Origin of the sequence: Pseudomonas sp. App30 (assembly GCF_047947025.1) — a bacterium.
GTDB lineage: Bacteria > Pseudomonadota > Gammaproteobacteria > Pseudomonadales > Pseudomonadaceae > Aquipseudomonas.
The window spans coordinates 3194290-3211384 of record NZ_CP133165.1 but is presented as its reverse complement, the minus strand read 5'-3'; the positions used below and the strand labels follow the sequence as shown (position 1 = coordinate 3211384).

The following is a 17095-nucleotide window of genomic DNA, read 5'->3' as shown; positions in this document are numbered from 1 at the left end:
CGCAACCGCGTATTTCATGGTCCCAAGCCTTATAAACCCTGGCCTGCGCGGCGACTTTTCTTTATCGTTACCGCCCTTTGAACCTGCCGAGAAATCATCATGCTGGAAACAACTCTGAGCCAACTGGAACAACTGGTCAGCGAACTGGTTGAACAGAACCGCGTCCTCACCGAAAACAACGCTCAAATCACCGCTCAACTGGCCCAGGCCAAGGAAGAGAACGAGTCCCTGCAACTGACCCTGATGGAGCAGGAAGAGAAGCAGACCTCCACTGTCTCGCGTATCCAGGCCCTGGTTCAGCGCGCTAGCGCTGGTGCCGTGAGCGCATGAGTACCGGCCAGGAGTCGATCAAGGTCGTGTCGATCCTGGGCAATGACTACTCGCTCAAGGCGCCGCCGGGTGAAGAGCAGAAACTGCTCGACGCCACTCGCCTGCTCAATGCGTCGTTGGCCGAGACCAAACGCAAGTACCCCTCCCTCATCGGCGACAAGTTGCTGGTGCTGGCGGCGCTGAACCTGTGCTCCAAGCAGCTGGAAATGCAGCAGCAGCACAGCGAGGCGCTCAACCGTTATCAAGAGCAAGTCAACGCCACGGTTGATGTGATCAAGAACACCATCAGCCACGGCTGAAGGTAAGCGCCCCGCCAGCGGCGGCGGGGCCTTTGCACTATTGTGTAACCGTTCGTCTGGGTAATGTATACAATCGGCACGGCTGTTGCAGTCTTGCCGATGTAGACATTCAGAGGGTTACACCCATGCAGTTGTGGCGCCGCAGTATTCAATGGCAATTGATCCTCAGCATGGGCACGGCCCTGCTGGTCAGCATCCTCATCGTGGTGGGCATCTACACCGCGGTGGTCAACCGCCTGGCCCAGACGTATCTATTGGAAACAGCCTTGCCGGCCAGCATCGAGGCCATGCGCAACGACATCGAGCGCATCCTGGCCAAGCCACTGACCGCGGCCGACGACATCGCCAGCAACACCCTGGTGCAGCAGTGGCTGGCGGAGGGCGAAAATAGTGCCCAATTGCCATCATTCACCCAGTACCTCGACGGCGTGCGTGGCCAGCACCAGGCGTTCACCGCGCTGATCGCCAGCGCCAGCAGCAACCACTACTACACCGAGAAGGGCCTGGACCGTACCCTCAGCCGCAACAACCCCCAGGACAGCTGGTTCTACCAGTTTCTCGACAGCGGCAAGCCGCGCACCCTCAACATCGATAACGACACCGCCACCGGCGCACCGACGCTGTTCATCGACCTGCGCGTGCAGCAGGCCGGCAAGACCCTGGGCATCGCCGGCCTGGGCCTGAGCCTGGGCGAGTTGTCCGGGTTGATCCACAACTACAGCTTCGGCGAGCGCGGCAAGGTGTTCCTGGTGCGCAACGACGGCCTGATCCAGGTGCACCCCCAGGCCGACCTCAGCGGCAAGCGCCAATTGGCCGAACAGATCGGCCCCGACGCGGCCAAGGCCGTGCTCGGCCACAGCGGCCTGACCACCGGGCGCTTCCAGCGTGACGGCGAAGCCTACCTGGCCCTGGCCTTGCCTTTGCGTGACCTGAACTGGAGCCTGGTGGCCGAAGTGCCGGAAGCGCAGATCTATGCCCAGGCGCGCCAGGCCCTGTGGCTGACCAGCCTGATCGGCCTGGCGGTGGCGCTGGTGTGCCTGCTGTTGGTGGTGCTGCTGGCGCGCGGGCTGGTGCGGCCGATTCGCCAGGTGACCGCCGCGCTGGTGGCCATCGGCAGTGGCGGCGGCGACCTGACCCACCGCCTGGACGATTCGCGTGCCGACGAACTGGGCGACCTGGCGCGCGGCTTCAACCGCTTCCTGGGCAGCCAGCGTGACCTGATCGCCGAAGTGCTGGCCACCAGCGAACGGCTGCGTGGCAGCGTCGGCCAGGTGGCGAAAGTGGTGGACAACACCGCCGATCGTGCCGGCCGCCAGCAGGAAATGACCGACATGGTAGCCACCGCCGTGCACGAGATGGGCCTCACCGTGCAGGAGATCGCCCGCAACGCCGGCAGCGCCGCCGAGGCCTCGCAGACCGCTCGCGATGAAGCTTTGCAGGCAAGGGATATCGTCGGCCGCTCGATTGCCCACATCGAGGGCATGTCGGTGGAAATCGGCAGCGCCGCCGGCGCGGTCAGCGAACTGGCCGAGCAGGTGGGCTCCATCGATCAGGTGCTGGCGGTGATCCGTGGTATTTCCGAACAGACCAACCTGCTGGCGCTGAACGCAGCCATCGAAGCCGCGCGGGCAGGGGAGATGGGCCGTGGTTTCGCCGTGGTGGCGGACGAGGTGCGCACCTTGGCGCAGCGCACCCAGGCCTCCACCGACGAAATCCAGAAGATGATCGGTCGCCTGAAACAGGGTGCCGAGCACGCGGTGGCGTCCATGCACAGCGGCCAGGCGGCCACGGGGACCGGCGTGGCGTCGAGTCAGCGCACCGGCGAGTCGCTGACCGCCATCACCGGGCAGGTGGAGCGCATCAGCGACATGAACCACCAGGTGGCCACCGCCACCGAGGAGCAGACGGCGGTGACCGAGGAGATCAACCGCAACGTCCAGGGCATCTCCGACCTGGCACGGGCCACGGCCGGCGAGGTGCGCAGCGGCCGCGAAGAGTGCCAGGCCCTGAGCCGCCTGGCCGACGACCTGGCGCGGCAGATGGGTGGGTTCAAGCTGTGAGGATCAGCTCATCACCTGGCGAATATCCGCTGCCAGCTGCCGCACCCGCGCCTCTTCGGTGTCCCACGAACACATGAACCGCGCGCCGCCGCTGCCGATGAAGGTGTAGAAGCGCCAGCCCTTGCCACGCAACGCCTCAAGGGCTGGCTCGGACATTTGCAGGAACACCCCGTTGGCTTCCACCGGGAACATCAGTTCCACCCCGGGAATGTCCGCCACCAGCTGGCTCAGCAGCTGCGCGCAATGGTTGGCGTGGCGGGCGTGCTTGAGCCAGGCGTCGTTTTCCAGCAGGCCCACCCAGGGCGCCGACAGGAAGCGCATCTTCGACGCCAGCTGGCCGGCCTGCTTGCAGCGATAATCGAAATCCACCGCCAATTCATGCTTGAAGAACAGGATGGCCTCGCCCACGGCCATGCCGTTCTTGGTGCCGCCGAAGCACAGCACGTCCACGCCCGACTTCCAGGTCAGTTCGGCCGGTGAACAACCCAGGGTGGCGCAGGCGTTGGCGAAGCGGGCGCCGTCCATGTGCAGGTTCAGGCCCAGTTCCTTGCAGGTGGCGCTGATGGCTTTCAGCTCGTCGGGGCGGTACACGCTGCCCACTTCGGTGGCCTGGGTGAGGGTGACCACCCGTGGCTTGGGGTAGTGAATGTCCTGGCGCTTGAGCGCCACTTCGCGGATGGCGTCGGGGGTCAGCTTGCCGTTCTCGCTGCGGGCGGTCAAAAGCTTGGAGCCGTTGGAGAAAAACTCTGGTGCGCCGCATTCGTCGGTTTCGACGTGGGCGGTCTCCGAGCAGATGACGCTGTGGTAGCTCTGGCATAGCGACGACAGCGCCAGGGAGTTGGCGGCGGTGCCGTTGAAGGCGAAGAACACCTCGCAGTCGGTCTCGAACAGGCGGCGGAAGTGGTCGGCGGCGCGGGCGGTCCACTGGTCGTCGCCGTAGGCACGCTCGTGGCCGTGGTTGGCCTGTTCCATGGCCGCCCAGGCTTCGGGGCAGATGCCCGAATAGTTGTCACTGGCAAACTGCTGGCTTTGCTCGTTCATGGCCGGTTCCTTGTGATCGTCTAGCCGGTCACTGTAAACCACCGTCCACGCGGCGCCTATGGGGCACTTGTTACAACGCGCCAACCACCGTAGCCGCTGCCGCCAGGCTGCGCTGGCCCTGCGCCCCGCTGGAGATTTTCAGGGTTCACACCGTCCAGCGCAGCCTTCGGCAGCGGCTACATGAGCTGTATGTCGTTAACGCACCTTTGTGTGGCGCGCGCAGGCATCTGGCCTATAGGCGCCAGCCCTACCATCGCACTCAAAGGGGGCTGCCAGAAGGCCGCTCCCGACCAATACGACAGGCGCCGCGCCGCCGCTGGGAGATCGCGATGTTCAGCAAGCAAGACCAGATCCAGGGTTATGACGATGCACTGCTGGCGGCAATGAATGCCGAGGAACAGCGTCAGGAAGATCACATCGAGCTGATCGCCTCGGAAAACTACACCAGCAAGCGCGTGATGCAGGCCCAGGGCAGCGGTTTGACCAACAAGTACGCCGAAGGCTACCCGGGCAAGCGCTACTACGGTGGCTGCGAGCACGTGGACAAGGTCGAGCAGCTGGCCATCGACCGCGCCAAGCAGCTGTTCGGCGCCGACTACGCCAACGTCCAGCCGCACTCGGGCAGCCAGGCCAACGCCGCGGTGTACCTGGCGCTGCTGGCGGCCGGCGACACCGTGCTGGGCATGAGCCTGGCCCACGGCGGCCACCTGACCCATGGCGCCAAGGTCAGCTTCAGCGGCAAGCTGTACAACGCCGTGCAGTACGGCATCGACACCGACACCGGCCTGATCGACTACGACGAAGTGGAACGCCTGGCCGTCGAACACCAGCCGAAAATGATCATCGCCGGCTTCTCGGCCTACTCCAAGACCCTGGACTTCCCGCGCTTCCGCGCGATCGCCGACAAGGTCGGTGCCTACCTGTTCGTCGACATGGCCCACGTGGCTGGCCTGGTCGCCGCCGGCCTGTACCCCAACCCGATTCCGTTCGCCGACGTGGTCACCACCACCACCCACAAGACCCTGCGCGGCCCGCGTGGCGGCCTGATCCTGGCGCGTGCCAACGAAGCCCTGGAGAAGAAGCTCAACGCCGCGGTATTCCCCGGCGGCCAGGGCGGCCCGCTGATGCACGTCATAGCCGCCAAGGCCGTGTGCTTCAAGGAAGCCCTGGAGCCTGGCTTCAAGGCTTACCAGCAACAAGTGATCGACAACGCCCAGGCCATGGCCGGCGTGTTCGTGGACCGCGGCTACGACGTGGTCTCCGGCGGCACCGACAACCACCTGTTCCTGGTCAGCCTGATTCGCCAGGGCCTGACCGGCAAGGACGCCGACGCCGCCCTGGGCCGCGCGCACATCACCGTCAACAAGAACGCCGTACCCAACGACCCACAGTCGCCGTTCGTGACTTCGGGCCTGCGCATCGGCACCCCGGCTGTCACCAGCCGTGGCTTCAAGGTGGCCCAGTGCACCGCGCTGGCTGGCTGGATCTGCGACATCCTCGACAACCTGGGCGACGCCGACGTGGAAGCCGATGTGGCCAAGAACGTCGCCGCCCTGTGCGCTGACTTCCCGGTTTACCGCTGAGCTGGAGTAGAACCCTATGCAACGTTATTCGGGCTTCGGCCTTCTCAAACACTCCCTCAGCCACCACGAGAACTGGCAGCGCATGTGGCGCACGCCAACGCCTAAAAAGGTCTACGACGTGGTTATCGTCGGCGGCGGCGGGCACGGCCTGGCCACGGCCTACTACCTGGCCAAGGAACACGGCATCACCAACGTCGCGGTGGTGGAGAAGGGCTGGCTGGGCGGCGGCAACACCGCCCGCAACACCACCATCGTGCGCTCCAACTACCTGTGGGACGAATCGGCCCACCTGTACGAACACGCCATGAAGCTGTGGGAAGGCCTGTCCCAGGACCTCAACTACAACGTCATGTTCAGCCAGCGCGGCGTCTACAACCTGTGCCACACCCTGCAGGACATGCGGGACTCCGAGCGCCGCGTCAGCGCCAACCGCCTCAACGGCGTCGATGGCGAACTGCTGAACGGCAAGCAGGTGGCCGACGAGATTCCGTACCTGGACTGCTCGAAGAACACCCGCTACCCGATCATCGGCGCCACCGTGCAACGCCGCGGCGGCGTGGCCCGTCACGACGCCGTGGCCTGGGGCTTCGCCCGGGCCGCCGACGCCCTGGGCGTGGACCTGATCCAGCAGACCGAAGTGATCGGCTTCCGCAAGGAAAACGGCGTGTGCATTGGCGTCGAGACCAACAAGGGCTTCATCGGCGCCAAGCGCGTCGGCGTGGTGACCGCCGGTAACTCCGGGCACATGGCCAAGCTGGCCGGGTTCCGCCTGCCAGTGGAATCCCACCCGTTGCAGGCGCTGGTGTCGGAACCGATCAAACCCATCATCGACAGCGTGATCATGTCCAACGCCGTGCACGGCTACATCAGCCAGTCCGACAAGGGCGACCTGGTGATCGGCGCCGGCATCGACGGCTGGGTCGGCTACGGCCAGCGCGGCTCGTACCCGGTGATCGAGCACACCATCCAGGCCATCGTCGAGATGTTCCCGGTGCTGTCGCGCGTGCGCATGAACCGCCAGTGGGGCGGCATCGTCGACACCACCCCGGACGCTTGCCCGATCATCTCCAAGACTCCGGTGCCTAACATGTTCTTCAACTGCGGTTGGGGCACCGGCGGCTTCAAGGCCACCCCCGGCTCGGGCAACGTCTTTGCCGCCAGCCTGGCCAAGGGCGAGATGCACCCGCTGGCCAAGCCATTTTCCATCGAGCGTTTCCACAACGGCGCGCTGATCGACGAACACGGCGCTGCCGCGGTCGCCCACTAATTACAGGAGAAGTCCTTCATGTTGCATATCTTCTGTCCTCATTGCGGCGAACTGCGCTCCGAAGAAGAGTTCCACAGCTCCGGCCAGGCCCACATCCCGCGCCCGCTGGACCCTGGCGCCTGCACCGACGAGCAGTGGGGCGACTACATGTTCTTCCGCGACAACCCCCGTGGCCTGCACCACGAACTGTGGATTCACGCCGCCGGCTGCCGCCAGTACTTCAACGCCACCCGCGACACGGTGACGTACGAGATTCTCGAAACCTATCCGATCGGCACCAAGCCCCAGTTCACGGCCGCGGGAGATAAAGCATGAGCCAGGTCAATCGCCTGTCCAGCGGCGGTCGCATCGATCGCAGCAAGAAAATCACCTTCACCTTCAACGGCCAGAGCTACACCGGCTATGAAGGCGACACCCTGGCCGCCGCCTTGCTGGCCAACGGCGTCGACATCGTCGGCCGCAGCTTCAAGTACTCGCGCCCTCGCGGCATCATCGCCGCCGGTACCGAAGAGCCGAACGCCATCCTGCAGATCGGTGCCACCGAAGCCACCCAGATTCCCAACGTACGCGCCACCCAACAGGCGCTGTACCAGGGCCTGGTGGCCACCAGCACCAACGGCTGGCCGAACGTCAACAACGACATGATGGGCATCCTCGGCAAGGTCGGCGGCAAGCTGATGCCGCCGGGCTTCTACTACAAGACCTTCATGTACCCGCAGTCCTTCTGGATGACCTACGAGAAGTACATCCGCAAGGCCGCCGGCCTGGGCCGCTCGCCGACCGAGAACGACCCGGACACCTACGACAACTTCAACCAGCACTGCGACGTGCTGATCGTCGGCGCCGGCCCTGCTGGCCTGGCCGCTGCCCTGGCAGCCGCGCGCAGCGGTGCCCGGGTCATCCTCGCCGATGAGCAGGAAGAGTTCGGCGGCAGCCTGCTCGACACCCGCGAAAGCCTGGACGGCAAGCCCGCCGTCGAGTGGGTGGTGCAGGTGGTCAACGAGCTCAAGGGCCTGGCCAACGTCACCCTGCTGCCGCGTGCCACCGTCAACGGCTACCACGACCACAACTTCCTGACCATTCACGAGCGCCTCACCGACCACCTGGGCGACCGCGCCCCGATCGGCCAGGTGCGCCAGCGCATCCACCGTGTGCGCGCCAAGCGCGTGGTGCTGGCCGCCGGCGCCCACGAGCGTCCGCTGGTGTACGGCAACAACGACGTGCCGGGCAACATGCTGGCCGGCGCCATCTCGACCTACGTGCGCCGCTACGGCGTGGCACCGGGCAAGAAGCTGGTGCTGTCCACCAACAACGACTACGCCTACCGCGTGGCCCTGGACTGGTTCGACGCCGGCCTGCAAGTGGTGGCCGTGGCTGATGCCCGCCACAACCCGCGTGGCGCCCTGGTGGAAGAAGCGCGTGCCAAGGGCATTCGCATCCTCACCTCCAGCGCCGTGATCGAGTCGCGCGGCAGCAAGCACGTGACCGCTGCCCGCGTCGCCGCCATCGACGTCAAGGGCCACAAAGTCACCAGCCCTGGCGAATGGCTGGAGTGCGACCTGATCGGCAGCTCCGGCGGCTACAGCCCGGTGGTGCACCTGGCCTCGCACCTGGGCGGCAAGCCGGTGTGGCGTGAAGACATCCTCGCCTTCGTGCCCGGCGATGCTCCGCAGAAACGCGTGTGCGTGGGCGGCATCAATGGCGTGTTCAACCTGGCCGACGCGCTGTCGGACGGTTTCGAAGGCGGCGCACGCGCTGCTGCCGAGGCCGGCTTCAAGATTGTCGAAGGCACCGTGCCGAAGGCCTTGAACCGTCAGGAAGAACCGACCGTGGCGCTGTTCCAGGTGCCCCACGACAAGCCGACTGCCCGGGCGCCGAAGCAATTCGTCGACCAGCAGAACGACGTCACCGCCGCCGCCATCGAACTGGCGACCCGCGAAGGCTTCGAGTCGGTGGAACACGTGAAGCGCTACACCGCGCTGGGCTTCGGCACCGACCAGGGCAAGCTGGGCAACATCAATGGCCTGGCCATCGCGGCCCGCAGCCGTGGCATCTCGATCACCGAGATGGGCACCACCATGTTCCGCCCCAACTACACGCCGATCACCTTCGGTGCCATTGCCGGGCGTCACTGCGGCCACCTGTTCGAACCGGTGCGCTTCACTGCCCTGCATGCCTGGCACGTGAAGAATGGCGCGGAATTCGAAGACGTCGGCCAGTGGAAGCGCCCGTGGTACTTCCCGCAACGCGGCGAAAACATGCACTCCGCCGTGGCCCGCGAATGCAAGGCCGTGCGTGACAGCGTGGGCCTGCTGGACGCCTCCACCCTGGGCAAGATCGACATCCAGGGCCCGGACGCCCGCGAGTTCCTCAACCGCATCTACACCAACGCCTGGACCAAACTGGACGTGGGCAAGGCCCGCTACGGCCTGATGTGCAAGGAAGACGGCATGGTGTTCGACGACGGGGTTACCGCCTGCCTCGCCGACAACCACTTCCTGATGACCACCACCACCGGCGGCGCCGCCCGCGTGCTGCAGTGGCTGGAGATCTACCAGCAGACCGAATGGCCGGACCTGAAGGTGTACTTCACCTCGGTCACCGACCACTGGGCCACCCTGACCCTGTCGGGGCCCAACAGCCGCAAGCTGCTGAGCCACGTCACCGACATCGACCTGGACAAGGACGCCTTCCCGTTCATGACCTGGAAGGAAGGCAAGGTCGGCGGCGTGCCGGCGCGGGTGTTCCGTATCTCGTTCACCGGCGAGCTGTCGTACGAAGTCAACATCCAGGCCGACTACGCCATGGGTGTGCTGGAACAGATCGTCGAGGCCGGCAAGCAGTACAACCTGACCCCGTACGGCACCGAGACCATGCACGTGCTGCGCGCCGAGAAGGGCTTCATCATCGTTGGCCAGGACACCGACGGTTCCATGACCCCGGACGACCTGAACATGGGCTGGTGCGTAGGCCGCACCAAGCCGTTCTCGTGGATCGGCTGGCGTGGCATGAACCGCGAAGACTGCGTGCGCGACCAACGCAAGCAGCTGGTGGGCCTGCGCCCCGTGGACCCGAACAAGGTGCTGCCCGAAGGCGCCCAGCTGGTGTTCGACACCAAGCAGGCCATCCCCATGAGCATGGTCGGTCACGTGACCTCCAGCTACATGAGCTCCACCATGGGCCATTCGTTTGCCCTGGCGGTGGTCAAGGGCGGCCTCAAGCGCATGGGCGAGAAGGTCTACGCCCCGCTGGTGGACGGCAGCTTCGTGGAAGCCGAGATCTGCAGCTCGGTGTTCTTTGACCCTAAAGGCGAACAACAGAACGTTTGATCAAGGCTGCGGCCGCCGGCGGCGGCCGCAGATTGCCACTGATTTTTGACAGGTGTCCCCATGACCACAGTCAACGTATACGAACAACGCCCTGCCTCGGGTGCCAAGGTCGAATCGCCGCTGCACCACGCCGGCCTCGACAAGCTGGTGGGCAAGGGCCGCAAGAACGCCGGCGTGAAGCTGCGCGACAAGAAACTGCTGGGCCACCTGACCCTGCGTGGCAACGGCCACGACCAGGCCTTCGCCGGTGGCGTGTTCAAGGCCTTGGGCCTGGAACTGCCGGGCGCCCTGGCCATGGTTGCCAGCGGCGATACTTCGCTGCAATGGCTGGGCCCGGATGAATGGCTGCTGGTGGTGCCGGCTGGCGAAGAAGTGGCCACCGAGAACCGCCTGCGTGAAGCGCTGGATGGCCAGCACATCGCCGTGGTCAACGTCAGCGGCGGCCAGAGCCTGCTGGAGCTGAGCGGCCCCAAGGTGCGTGAAGTGCTGATGAAGTCCACCAGCTACGACGTGCACCCCGACAACTTCCCGGTGGGCAAGGCCGTGGGCACGGTGTTCGCCAAATCGCAGCTGGTGATCCGTCGCCCCAGCGAAGACGTCTGGGAGCTGGTGGTGCGCCGCAGCTTCTCGGACTACTGGTGGCTGTGGCTGCAGGATGCGTCGGCCGAGTATGGCCTTGAAATTGTTGGCTGAGCCCTGACGCGGCCTGCGGCCGCTGCTACACCCCGTAGCAGCGGCCGCAGGCCGCGTCCGCAGTCCCCCCGATTTGGAGCCCTACCATGAGCCGCGCCCCCGATACCTGGATTCTCACCGCCGACTGCCCCAGCGTGCTCGGCACGGTGGACGCGGTGACCCGCTACCTGTTCGAACAGGGCTGCTACGTCACCGAACACCATTCGTTCGACGATCGCCTGTCGGCACGCTTCTTCATCCGCGTCGAATTCCGCCAGCCCGACGGCTTCGACGAGCAGGGCTTCCGCGCCGGCCTGGCCGAGCGCGGTGCCTCCTTCGGCATGGTCTTCGAACTGACCCCGCCGCAGTACCGGCCCAAAGTGGTGATCATGGTCTCCAAGGCCGACCACTGCCTGAACGACCTGCTGTACCGCCAGCGCATTGGCCAGCTGCCCATGGACGTGGTGGCGGTGGTGTCCAACCATCCGGATCTGGAACCTTTGGCGCGCTGGCACGAAATTCCCTACTACCATTTCCCCCTGGACCCGAACGACAAGCCCGCGCAGGAGCGAAAGGTGCTCAAGGTCATCGAACAGAAGGGTGCGGAACTGGTGATTCTAGCCCGCTACATGCAGGTGCTGTCGCCCGAACTGTGCCGCCGCCTGGATGGCTGGGCCATCAACATCCACCATTCGCTGCTGCCCGGTTTCAAGGGCGCCAAGCCGTACCACCAGGCCTACAACAAGGGCGTGAAGCTGGTCGGCGCCACGGCGCACTACATCAACAATGACCTCGACGAAGGGCCGATCATCGCCCAGGGCGTCGAAGTCGTGGACCACAGCCACTATGCCGAGGACCTGATTGCCAAGGGCCGCGACATCGAGTGCCTGACCCTGGCACGGGCAGTGGGCTACCACATCGAGCGGCGGGTGTTCCTCAACGCCAACCGCACAGTCGTCTTGTAAGGAGTAATACCGGCGCACATCTGGTGGGAGCGGGCTCTGCCCGCGAAAAGGACACCGCGGTGCCTGCTTCGCGGGCAGAGCCCGCTCCCACGCGGTTTGCGCAATCTCGATAAATACAACAATGAGGTGAAAGCATGTCTGGTAATCGCGGTGTGGTGTATCTCGGTGGCGGCAAGGTCGAGGTGCAAACAATTCCCTTCCCGAAAATGCAGGATCCACGCGGCAAACGCATTGAACATGGCGTTATCCTGCGGGTTGTCTCCACCAACATCTGCGGCTCCGACCAGCACATGGTGCGCGGCCGCACCACTGCCCAGGTCGGCCTGGTACTGGGCCACGAAATCACCGGCGAAGTGCTGGAAGTGGGCAAGGACGTCGAGAACCTCAAGGTCGGCGACCTGGTCTCGGTGCCGTTCAACGTGGCCTGCGGCCGCTGCCGCTCGTGCAAGGAACAACACACCGGCGTGTGCCTGACCGTGAACCCGGCCCGCGCCGGTGGCGCCTACGGCTACGTCGACATGGGCGACTGGGTGGGCGGCCAGGCCGAGTACGTGCTGGTGCCCTACGCCGACTTCAACCTGCTGAAATTGGGCGACCGCGACCGGGCCATGGAGAAGATCCGTGACCTGACCTGCCTGTCCGACATCCTGCCGACCGGCTACCACGGCGCCGTCACTGCCGGCGTTGGCCCGGGCAGTACCGTGTACGTCGCGGGCGCTGGCCCGGTTGGCCTGGCCGCCGCTGCCTCGGCTCGCCTGCTGGGCGCGGCGGTGGTCATCGTCGGCGACGTCAACCCGGTGCGCCTGGCCCACGCCAAGGCCCAGGGCTTCGAGATCGCCGACCTGTCCAAGGACACCCCGCTGCACGAACAGATCGCCGACCTGCTGGGCGAACCGGAAGTGGACTGCGCGGTGGATGCGGTAGGCTTCGAAGCTCGCGGCCACGGCCATGCCGGCGCCCAGCATGAGGCGCCGGCTACCGTGCTGAACTCGTTGATGGGCGTGGTGCGCGTGGCTGGCAAGATCGGCATCCCCGGCCTGTACGTCACCGAAGACCCGGGCGCCGTGGACGCAGCCGCGAAGATGGGCAGCCTCAGCATTCGCTTCGGCCTGGGCTGGGCCAAGTCCCACAGCTTCCACACCGGCCAGACTCCGGTGATGAAGTACAACCGCCAGCTGATGCAGGCGATCATGTGGGACCGCATCAACATTGCCGAAGTGGTGGGCGTGCAGGTCATCACCCTGGACCAGGCGCCTGAAGGCTACGGCGAGTTCGATGCCGGCGTGCCGAAGAAATTCGTCATCGACCCGCACAAACTCTTCAGCGCTGCCTGACTGCACTTGATATAAACCTGTGGGAGCTGGCTTGCCAGCGAGCTTTTAAAAAGCTCGCTGGCAAGCCAGCTCCCACAGACGTTTAAAGGGTAACCACCTGACCGTGGTAGAGCACCGGGCCAGTCGGCTGCCCGGTCGGCGAACCACCCTCCGGCTCCAGGCTGATCGCCAGCGCGATCGGCTCGCCCAGCAGCTTGCGCTGGCTTTCATCGAGCATGATCCGGCCCTTGCCACCCACCGGCATCAACCCCAGCGACACCGGCTTGCCGTTGGCGGGAATGGCCCACAGCTCCATGCTGCGGTTCGCCGGCGCGCCGGGCAGTTCTACCGGCTCCACCTGCAGGTATTGCGCGTAGGCCTGGATTTTCACGGCTGGCCGGTTCTCGACGCTCACCAGCGTCGCGCTGTAGTGCGCTTCATCCCCGGTGTAGAGCATGCCGATGCCGATGGCCAGCACCACGGCAGCCGCCAGGGCCACCGCCCGCAACCAACCGCGCACCCGCAACGGCGGCGGCACATGCAGCTGCTGCGGCTCGATGCGCGCCACGATGCGCTCCCACACCCGCGCCGGCACCGGTTCCTCGGCCACCGGGGCGGTCAAGGTCACCAGGGTTTCCTGCCAGCCGGCCAATTCCGCCTGCAAGTCGCGGTCATCCGCCAGCAGGCGTTCGAAGCGCCGCCGCGCGGCAGGCGCCATCAGGCCGATCGCGTAGTCGGCCGCCAGCGCGCGGCGCAGGGCAGGGTGCTGGTAGTTCATGCTTCAAGGCACCTGCGCAGGCGTTCCATGCCGCGCCGTATCCAGGACTTCACCGAGCCCAGGGGCGCCGACAGCTGCAGCGCCAGGTCGGCGTTGGACAGGCCATGGAAATATGCGGTGAGGATGGACTGCCGCTGCATGCCCTCCAGGTCTTCCAGGCAACGGTTCAGCGCCGCGGCTTCACGGGCCTGGTTCAATTGTTCGTGGGCAGAGGGCGCGTCATCGCTCAGCGCCTCCAGCTGTTGTTCGTCCAGGGGCACTTCATGGCGCCGGCGCAGCAGGTCGATGGCCAGGTGGCGGGTGATGTTCACCATCCAGGTCATGGGCGCCGCCAGCCGGGCGTCGTAGCGCGAAGCGTTGTTCCAGATACGCACGAAGCTCTCCTGCACCACTTCCTCGGCCAGTTCGCGGCGGCCCACGCAGCGCAGCGCCACGCCGTGGAGGCGGGCGCTGCTGGTGCGGTACAGGGTCTCGAAGGCGCGGCGGTTGCCCTTGGCGCAATCGGCCAGCAGCTGGCTGAGCAGTTCAGTGTCGATGATGCGGTCTCCGCTGGGTGGCCGTCTGAGCCTAGCCCACCTTGCGCCGCGTTGCCTGATATACGCAGGGGAAGCGTGACCGGATGCGATTTGTACGAAATTATTTCGCCTTTGGAACACAATCGGTCAAATCGAGTCAAAACCAGGCTTTCGTGGCCGCCCAGGCGCGCCGCGACCATTGTTTCGAGGGGAATCAAATGAACACCATGCGCGCCATCACCTTCGCCACCCTGACCGCCCTGGCGGCCAGCCCGGCCTTCGCCTTCAACCTCAACGATGCGGTGAACGCGGCGTCCAGCATCCAGAACGGCAAGCAGGGCAGCAGCGCGCCCCAGGCCGCCGGGCTGCTGAACAACGTCGGCACCCAGCTCAACGTTACCCCCGAGCAGGCCGTGGGCGGCACCGGCGCCATGCTGGGCCTGGCCAAGAACAAGCTCAGCAGCTCCGACTATTCGGAACTGGCCAAGCAGGTGCCGGGCATCGACAAGCTGGCTGGCGCCAACGCGGTGAGCGGCCTGGGCGGCCTGCTGGGGCAGTCGGGCACTGACAAGGGCGCGTTGGACAGCGCCCTGGGCAACGTGAAGAACACCAGCGACCTGAACAACGCGTTCGGCAAGCTGGGCATGGACAGCAGCATGGTCGGCCAGTTTGCCCCGGTGATCCTGCAGTACCTGGGCCAACAGGGCGTGGGCGGCACGCTGCTCAAGAGCCTGGGCGGCATCTGGGGCGTGGGCGGTTAACTCAGTTCCAGGCGCAACGCGTCGATGCGCGCGTCCTTGTCCGCCCACAAGCGGTTTACCCAGTCCTGCACGGTCTGGCGGAAGGCCGGGTCGTTCTCGTAGTCGCCGGCCAGCAGCGCCGGGTCGATCTGGCGGGCACGGATGTCGACGATCACCTGCTTCACATCCCCGCACAGCAGGTTCCAGAAGCCTGGAATGCTGCCTTGCGGGTATACCACGGTGACGTCCAGCATGCGTTCGAGCTGGGTGCCCATGGCGGCCAGCACGAAGGCCACGCCGCCAGCCTTGGGTTTGAGCAGGTTGCGGTACGGCGAGGCCTGCTGGCTGCGCTTGGCTTCAGTGAAGCGGGTGCCTTCCAGGTAGTTGACCACGGTCACCGGCTGGCGCTTGAACAGCTCGCAGGCGGCCTTGGTGATTTCCAGGTCCTTGCCCTTGAGGTGCGGGTGCTTGTCCAGGAACGCCTTGGTGTAGCGCTTCATGAAGGGGTAGTCCAGCGCCCACCAGGCCAGGCCCAGGAACGGCACCCAGATCAGTTCTTTCTTGAGGAAAAATTTGAAGAACGGCGTGCGCCGGTTCAGCGCCTGGATCAGCGCGGGAATGTCGACCCACGACTGGTGGTTGCTGACCACCAGGTACGAGGTGTCACCGCGCAGGGCTTCGGCGCCGCGAATGTCCCAGCGGGTGCCGATGCACAGGCGGAAGATCAGCTTGATGATTTCGGCCCAGGTCTCGGCGAACCACATCACCGCCTTGGAGGCCAGGTCACGGGAACGGCCGGGGGCGATCAGCTTGAGCAGGGCGCAGAGCATGAGGGGGCCGATCAGCACGAGGGTATTGAGCAGACACAGCAGCGTGGTGAAGCTGCCGACGAGCAGGCGACGCATAAAACGACTCTTGGAGTAATTGTGGCCGGCAATGATAAAGACGCCGGGGCATAACACCAAATCAACCTTGCCGAATGGTAATGGACATTTGTTTCACGATTTTTTGGGTATGCTGCGCGCAGCCCATCCGCCCTTGAGGAACCCGCCGGTGAAATCCGTAATCGCATTGCTGTCGCTGTTGGCCCTGCCGGTCATGGCCGCTGAGCCGACCCTGTACGGGCGCTATGAAAGCATCAAGCTGCCGGAGATTGGCGGCGCCACGTTCAAGGCCAAGATGGACACCGGCGCGCTGACCGCATCGCTGTCGGCCCGTGATATCCAGCTGTTCCAGCGCGACGGCGAGGACTGGGTGCGCTTCCGCCTGGCCACCCGCGACGCCGACGGCAAGGTGTACGAACACAAGGTGGCGCGTATCAGCCGAATCAAGAGCCGTGCCGACGAGGAAGAGGACGGCGAGGCCACCGAAGTGGCCAAGCGCCCGGTCGTGGACCTGGAAATGTGCCTGGGCGACACCAAGCGCACCATCGAAGTCAACCTGGTTGACCGCAGCAGCTTCAACTACCCGCTGCTGATTGGCGCCAAGGCCCTGCGCGAGTTCGGCGCGGCGGTGAACCCGGCCCGCCGTTACACCGCGGGTGAGCCTGGTTGCTGACCGCGTCAGGGCTCACGCCGGTGGCCGGGTCAACTGCATCGACGCGCGCTGGCTGACCTGGGCATACCAGGCCGCCAGCGCCGGAAACTCGGCACGCCATTCCAGCTGCGGCTGGCGGAAGTCCAGGTAGCCCAGCGCGCACGCCGCGCCGATACCGGCGACATCGAAGCCTTCTGCCAGCTCGCCCGCCACCGCCTCGAAATACGCCAGGCTGCGGTGGATCTTCTCGGCCTGGTTGCCCAGCCACACATCCCAGTGCTTGGCCTCGGGGCGCAGGGCGGTCTCGTAGCGGATCAGCACTGCCGCATCCATCAGCGCATCGGCCAGCGAGGCCAGGGTCAGGCGCCGCCAGCGCGCCGGGCCGTCGCGCGGTATCAACGGCGTGCCGCTGTGCTGGTGGTCGAGGTAATCGAGGATCACCCGGCTGTCATGCACCACGCTGCCGTCGGCCAGGCGCAGGGCGGGGATCTTGCCCGCCGGGTTTTCCTGGTTCAGCTCGGCCACCGGGTTAACCGGGGTAAGCAGGCAGGCCTGGATCTGCACCTGGGCGAACTGGCCGGTCTCGTGGAGCATCACCGCGACCTTGCGGCCGAACGGCGATGCGGGGTTGGAATACAGGGTGATAGGCGGGGTGGACATCGGAAAC

17 protein-coding genes and 1 pseudogene are annotated in these 17095 nt (G+C 65.5%); 13 read left to right on the top strand and 5 right to left on the bottom strand.

Features of this window, described 5'->3' with window-relative positions; genetic code table 11:
- Positions 1-99: 99 nt before the first annotated feature.
- From RAM80_RS14950 to RAM80_RS14935, 4 genes and pseudogenes are all read left to right on the top strand, one after another.
- The gene (locus RAM80_RS14950; protein ID WP_416427246.1) at positions 100-330 is read left to right on the top strand and encodes a hypothetical protein; all 231 of its coding nucleotides are present in this window, start codon (positions 100-102) and stop codon (positions 328-330) included.
- A complete protein-coding gene (locus tag RAM80_RS14945) occupies positions 327-629 on the top strand; it encodes a cell division protein ZapA (RefSeq protein ID WP_416427245.1) in 303 nt (100 codons plus the stop codon). The genes RAM80_RS14950 and RAM80_RS14945 overlap by 4 nt, the downstream gene beginning before the upstream one ends.
- A gap of 125 nt (positions 630-754) precedes the next feature.
- Positions 755-1825, top strand: a pseudogene (locus tag RAM80_RS14940) (cache domain-containing protein); the annotation flags it as partial.
- A gap of 126 nt (positions 1826-1951) precedes the next feature.
- Positions 1952-2689 carry a methyl-accepting chemotaxis protein gene (locus RAM80_RS14935; RefSeq protein WP_416427483.1) on the top strand — a complete coding sequence of 246 codons (738 nt, stop codon included), beginning with the start codon at positions 1952-1954 and terminating at the stop codon, positions 2687-2689.
- Between the two features lie 3 nt (positions 2690-2692).
- Here the strand turns inward: RAM80_RS14935 and RAM80_RS14930 are convergent, their stop codons facing one another.
- Entirely contained in the window at positions 2693-3730 is a 1038-nt protein-coding gene (locus RAM80_RS14930) for a low specificity L-threonine aldolase (RefSeq protein WP_416427244.1), read from the bottom strand.
- 329 nt (positions 3731-4059) lie between these two features.
- Between RAM80_RS14930 and glyA the strand changes: the two genes are divergently transcribed.
- The 7 genes from glyA to fdhA all read left to right on the top strand — a co-directional run bounded on the left by glyA (position 4060) and on the right by fdhA (position 12880).
- The gene (gene glyA, locus RAM80_RS14925; RefSeq protein WP_416427243.1) at positions 4060-5313 is read left to right on the top strand and encodes a serine hydroxymethyltransferase; all 1254 of its coding nucleotides are present in this window, start codon (positions 4060-4062) and stop codon (positions 5311-5313) included.
- A gap of 16 nt (positions 5314-5329) precedes the next feature.
- The gene (locus tag RAM80_RS14920; RefSeq protein WP_416427242.1) at positions 5330-6580 is read left to right on the top strand and encodes a sarcosine oxidase subunit beta family protein; all 1251 of its coding nucleotides are present in this window, start codon (positions 5330-5332) and stop codon (positions 6578-6580) included.
- An 18-nt stretch (positions 6581-6598) separates the two neighbouring features.
- A complete protein-coding gene (locus RAM80_RS14915; RefSeq protein ID WP_027980273.1) occupies positions 6599-6895 on the top strand; it encodes a sarcosine oxidase subunit delta in 297 nt (98 codons plus the stop codon).
- A complete protein-coding gene (locus RAM80_RS14910) occupies positions 6892-9909 on the top strand; it encodes a sarcosine oxidase subunit alpha (RefSeq protein ID WP_416427241.1) in 3018 nt (1005 codons plus the stop codon). Before RAM80_RS14915 ends, RAM80_RS14910 begins: the two co-directional genes overlap by 4 nt.
- A 60-nt stretch (positions 9910-9969) precedes the next feature.
- Positions 9970-10602, top strand: a complete 633-nt coding sequence (locus RAM80_RS14905; RefSeq protein WP_416427240.1) for a sarcosine oxidase subunit gamma — start codon at positions 9970-9972, stop codon at positions 10600-10602.
- Positions 10603-10688: 86 nt separating this feature from the next.
- Positions 10689-11546 (top strand): formyltetrahydrofolate deformylase, encoded by an 858-nt coding sequence (gene purU, locus RAM80_RS14900; RefSeq protein WP_416427239.1) that lies wholly within the window; start codon positions 10689-10691, stop codon positions 11544-11546.
- Between the two features lie 134 nt (positions 11547-11680).
- Positions 11681-12880 carry a formaldehyde dehydrogenase, glutathione-independent gene (gene fdhA, locus RAM80_RS14895; RefSeq protein ID WP_027980277.1) on the top strand — a complete coding sequence of 400 codons (1200 nt, stop codon included), beginning with the start codon at positions 11681-11683 and terminating at the stop codon, positions 12878-12880.
- An 82-nt stretch (positions 12881-12962) separates the two neighbouring features.
- Here the strand turns inward: fdhA and RAM80_RS14890 are convergent, their stop codons facing one another.
- Together RAM80_RS14890 and RAM80_RS14885 are read right to left on the bottom strand one after the other, a co-directional pair.
- On the bottom strand, positions 12963-13637 hold the full coding sequence (locus tag RAM80_RS14890; protein ID WP_416427238.1) for an anti-sigma factor domain-containing protein: 675 nt from the start codon (positions 13635-13637) through the stop codon (positions 12963-12965).
- Positions 13634-14176 carry a sigma-70 family RNA polymerase sigma factor gene (locus RAM80_RS14885; protein WP_416427482.1) on the bottom strand — a complete coding sequence of 181 codons (543 nt, stop codon included), beginning with the start codon at positions 14174-14176 and terminating at the stop codon, positions 13634-13636. The genes RAM80_RS14890 and RAM80_RS14885 overlap by 4 nt, the downstream gene beginning before the upstream one ends.
- 194 nt (positions 14177-14370) lie before the next feature.
- Here RAM80_RS14885 and RAM80_RS14880 point away from each other — a divergent pair, with 194 nt between their 5' ends.
- The gene (locus tag RAM80_RS14880; RefSeq protein WP_416427237.1) at positions 14371-14913 is read left to right on the top strand and encodes a DUF2780 domain-containing protein; all 543 of its coding nucleotides are present in this window, start codon (positions 14371-14373) and stop codon (positions 14911-14913) included.
- Here the strand turns inward: RAM80_RS14880 and RAM80_RS14875 are convergent.
- Positions 14910-15797, bottom strand: coding sequence for an acyltransferase (locus RAM80_RS14875; protein WP_416427236.1), 888 nt, complete (start codon positions 15795-15797; stop codon positions 14910-14912). The two genes, RAM80_RS14880 and RAM80_RS14875, sit on opposite strands and share 4 nt — an antisense overlap.
- Positions 15798-15945: 148 nt before the next feature.
- Between RAM80_RS14875 and RAM80_RS14870 the strand changes: the two genes are divergently transcribed.
- Positions 15946-16449, top strand: coding sequence for an ATP-dependent zinc protease (locus RAM80_RS14870; RefSeq protein ID WP_416427235.1), 504 nt, complete (start codon positions 15946-15948; stop codon positions 16447-16449).
- Between the two features lie 12 nt (positions 16450-16461).
- Here RAM80_RS14870 and RAM80_RS14865 read toward each other — a convergent pair whose 3' ends face one another.
- Positions 16462-17088 (bottom strand): glutathione S-transferase family protein, encoded by a 627-nt coding sequence (locus RAM80_RS14865; protein WP_416427234.1) that lies wholly within the window; start codon positions 17086-17088, stop codon positions 16462-16464.
- Positions 17089-17095: the final 7 nt, after the last annotated feature.

Bases quoted from the DNA above. Each gene is read 5' to 3' on its own strand.
- RAM80_RS14950 (WP_416427246.1), top strand. From the start codon at position 100: ATGCTGGAAACAACTCTGAGCCAACTGGAACAACTGGTCAGCGAACTG.
- RAM80_RS14945 (WP_416427245.1), top strand. From the start codon at position 327: ATGAGTACCGGCCAGGAGTCGATCAAGGTCGTGTCGATCCTGGGCAAT.
- RAM80_RS14935 (WP_416427483.1), top strand. From the start codon at position 1,952: ATGACCGACATGGTAGCCACCGCCGTGCACGAGATGGGCCTCACCGTG.
- RAM80_RS14930 (WP_416427244.1), bottom strand. From the start codon at position 3,730: ATGAACGAGCAAAGCCAGCAGTTTGCCAGTGACAACTATTCGGGCATC.
- glyA (WP_416427243.1), top strand. From the start codon at position 4,060: ATGTTCAGCAAGCAAGACCAGATCCAGGGTTATGACGATGCACTGCTG.
- RAM80_RS14920 (WP_416427242.1), top strand. From the start codon at position 5,330: ATGCAACGTTATTCGGGCTTCGGCCTTCTCAAACACTCCCTCAGCCAC.
- RAM80_RS14915 (WP_027980273.1), top strand. From the start codon at position 6,599: ATGTTGCATATCTTCTGTCCTCATTGCGGCGAACTGCGCTCCGAAGAA.
- RAM80_RS14910 (WP_416427241.1), top strand. From the start codon at position 6,892: ATGAGCCAGGTCAATCGCCTGTCCAGCGGCGGTCGCATCGATCGCAGC.
- RAM80_RS14905 (WP_416427240.1), top strand. From the start codon at position 9,970: ATGACCACAGTCAACGTATACGAACAACGCCCTGCCTCGGGTGCCAAG.
- purU (WP_416427239.1), top strand. From the start codon at position 10,689: ATGAGCCGCGCCCCCGATACCTGGATTCTCACCGCCGACTGCCCCAGC.
- fdhA (WP_027980277.1), top strand. From the start codon at position 11,681: ATGTCTGGTAATCGCGGTGTGGTGTATCTCGGTGGCGGCAAGGTCGAG.
- RAM80_RS14890 (WP_416427238.1), bottom strand. From the start codon at position 13,637: ATGAACTACCAGCACCCTGCCCTGCGCCGCGCGCTGGCGGCCGACTAC.
- RAM80_RS14880 (WP_416427237.1), top strand. From the start codon at position 14,371: ATGAACACCATGCGCGCCATCACCTTCGCCACCCTGACCGCCCTGGCG.
- RAM80_RS14875 (WP_416427236.1), bottom strand. From the start codon at position 15,797: ATGCGTCGCCTGCTCGTCGGCAGCTTCACCACGCTGCTGTGTCTGCTC.
- RAM80_RS14865 (WP_416427234.1), bottom strand. From the start codon at position 17,088: ATGTCCACCCCGCCTATCACCCTGTATTCCAACCCCGCATCGCCGTTC.